General features: G+C 46.9%; 4 protein-coding genes and 1 pseudogene. All 5 read left to right on the forward strand.

Going from position 1 to position 2,842, the window contains the following annotated elements; all coding sequences use genetic code 11:
- On the forward strand, positions 1 to 254 hold a 254-nt coding region (gene spoIIIAC / locus B3W37_RS15705), incomplete at its 5' end, for a stage III sporulation protein AC (protein ID WP_483176380.1).
- A 45-nt stretch (positions 255 to 299) separates the two neighbouring features.
- The gene (gene spoIIIAD, locus B3W37_RS15710; RefSeq protein WP_483176381.1) at positions 300 to 689 is read left to right on the forward strand and encodes a stage III sporulation protein AD; all 390 of its coding nucleotides are present in this window, start codon (positions 300 to 302) and stop codon (positions 687 to 689) included.
- Between the two features lie 59 nt (positions 690 to 748).
- A complete protein-coding gene (spoIIIAE, locus tag B3W37_RS15715; protein ID WP_483176382.1) occupies positions 749 to 1,936 on the forward strand; it encodes a stage III sporulation protein AE in 1,188 nt (395 codons plus the stop codon).
- Positions 1,937 to 1,951: 15 nt separating this feature from the next.
- The gene (spoIIIAF, locus tag B3W37_RS15720) at positions 1,952 to 2,530 is read left to right on the forward strand and encodes a stage III sporulation protein AF (protein WP_483176383.1); all 579 of its coding nucleotides are present in this window, start codon (positions 1,952 to 1,954) and stop codon (positions 2,528 to 2,530) included.
- Between the two features lie 5 nt (positions 2,531 to 2,535).
- Positions 2,536 to 2,842: pseudogene (locus B3W37_RS15725) on the forward strand (hypothetical protein); the annotation flags it as partial.

The raw sequence follows: 2,842 nt of genomic DNA on the forward strand, positions 1-2,842 counted from the left end.
ATGACAAATGGGGTTTTGGGAATTATGCAAAACTCCCAAATAAAAAGGGGGCAGGGATAGTGGATATAAATATTATTTTCCGGGTAGCAGGGATTGGGATTCTGGTATCGGTTCTGTGTATTGTTCTGAAACAGGCCAACAAGGAAGAACAGGCCCAGTTGTTAACCCTGGCCGGCGTAGTGGTGGTGCTGATCATCGTAGTTCAGCTCATGAACCAGTTATTTACCACGGTTCGTTCGGTATTCGGTTTGTAGGCCCAACCTCTTTAGCGTCCATGATACGAAAAAGGGGCGATAGCAGTGGAAATAGCTCAAATAGTAGGATTAGCTCTGGTTACAACTGTTCTATTACTCATACTCCGGCAGGAAAAGCCGGTCATGGCAGTGCTGCTTAGCATAGTATTCAGTGTGGTTATCTTTATCTTCATGATAGGAAAGATAACCGCCATTCTTGATATCATGAAGGAATTGGTTAACCGGGCGGGAATTAATTACTTTTTCCTGGCCACGGTTTTAAAAATACTGGGGGTTGCCTATCTGGGGGAATTCGCCTCAGCTATCTGCAGCGATGCCGGTGAACAGGCCGTAGCCCGAAAAGTAGAATTTGCCTCCAAGATTATCATAGCGGTACTGGCCTTACCCATAATCGTAGCCATTATCGAGTCGCTGATGGAATTATTGCCTAAATAAAGTCATGTCACGCTCTGCCCAACTTTGAGCCGAAATGGAGCAGGAAATGAGGAGTGCTGGTGAAGAGATACTTGTTTACATCACTTTTAATCTTACTGCTGGGCATCATGGTACCTGCAGCGGTGGCGGCGGAAGACCAGGCTGATTCTGAAAGCGATGCTGCCTTTACTTTGCAGGAGGCGATGCAAAGCCTTGATCTGAAGGCTATGGATGAATACAAGAGCATGATCGATGGTGAAGTAAATTCTTATCTGCAACAGAAACCGGTCAGTGCCTGGATAGCCGATTTTATCAAAGGGGATTGGAACTTTGATTTACAGGAGACGGCACGCAATCTGCTGCAATTTTTCTTTAAGGAGGTTACGGCCAATTCCGGTTTATTGGGTAAACTGATTGTCCTGTCGGTGCTGGCGGCCTTGCTGATCAATCTGCAGACTTCTTTTTCTTCCGGAGTGGCAAAAGTATCCTATATGGCGTGTTTCCTGGCTCTGTGCGCAATTGCCCTGGGCTCTTTCAAAGTGGTTTTATCCATCGGCCAGAATACCATCGACAACATGGTTGCATTTATGCTGGGAATGCTGCCCCAGATGATGGTGCTGGTGGCTGGGCTGGGCAACATCAATACATCGGTAATGCTTTTTCCGGTCCTTATGACTACTGCTACCGCTTTTGCCAATGCCATTAAAAACATAGTTTTTCCGCTCATTATTATGTCGGCCATCCTCCATCTGGTCAATCACATGTCTGATACCGTAAAAGTGGAGCGGCTGGCCAAATTTTTTACCCAGATGGCGCAGATCTGTCTGGGGTTTTTCGTAACCATTTTCGTAGGAATGGTTACATTACGGGCTTTGTATGGTGCCGTATTGGACAAAGTGGCGTTACGTACGACCAAGTTCATAACGGACAATACTATTCCTATTATTGGGAAAATGGTGTCTGATACACTGGAAGTAGCGGCGGGCTATGTCGTGATGCTTAAACAGGCTCTGGGTATTTTTGGGGTATTAATAGTCTTTGGCCTAATAATTTTTCCTTTGCTGAAAATAGCGGCCATTGCCCTGATCTACCGCCTTACGGCGGCACTAGTGGAACCCATGGGGGATGCCCGGACGGCTGCGTTTCTCGAAATCATGAGTACCCACCTGCTGTTAATGCTGGCAGCCATAGCGGCGGTGGGATTGATGTTTTTTATAATGATCGCCATAGTGGCAGGAATATCCAACTCCATGTACATGTTGAACTGAGCGGGGGATGATGGTATGGAAGTTTTGGTGCAAATTGTCAGAAACCTGCTGGTTATTATCATGGTGGCCAGTTTTTTGGAACTGCTGCTGCCGGATGGGGGCATAAAACCATTTGCCCGTTTGGCTATGGGCCTTTTTATACTGATAGCTATTTTAAATCCGGCCCTCAGTCTGCTCTATGAGAACCGTGAATTCAAAATTAATCTCTGGGATTATGAGGCGAACCAGCTCCAAAATGAAGAAATTCTTCAGGCCGGTAAAGAAATTAATCAGCGTATAATAACTGCCGACAGCGATGCCATCAAAACCAGGGTGGAAGGGCAGATAGGCGCCATGGCCATGCTGGTGCCGGGGGTGGAGGAGGTAGATATTAAAGCCGGGGTAGACAGCAGCGGTGCGATAACCAGACTCGATTTAAAAGTAATACCGGGAAATGGCAGCGGGACTGATGATGAAAAAATAAATGTTTTTTCCGGTCAGGCCGGACTGTCCGAAGAAGAACAGGAACGTATGCGGCAGAAGATCATTAATCTGGTGCAAAACATGTATGGCTTTCAAAATGTTGACATAGATATAAAGTTCGAGGGAGGCTGAGATGTTTGGAAGAATGGATAAGAGGGATCAAGGAAGAGACCGGGGAAAAGTTTTCCCTGCGCAGTAAAAAAGGCCGCTACCTGATTGTAATTGTGGTCTGTCTTGGCCTGCTGGCCCTGTTATGGCCTGCCCCCAATCGTTCCGGTACCCAGCAGAGCGTATCCCGTCCCAACGGCGGGACCGGAGGCAGTATAAAGGAGCAAATGCAGGCGGAACTGGAGACTATCTTGTCTCAGGTTGATGGTGCCGGGAAGGTTGAGGTAAGAATGACACTGGCTTCAGATGGATTGAAAAACTATGCGGTTAACATCA

It is taken from the genome of Syntrophomonas sp. UBA5494 (assembly GCF_002426325.1).

Excerpts from the sequence above, each read along its gene's own strand:
- spoIIIAF (WP_483176383.1), top strand. The coding sequence starts at position 1,952 with ATGGAAGTTTTGGTGCAAATTGTCAGAAACCTGCTGGTTATTATCATG.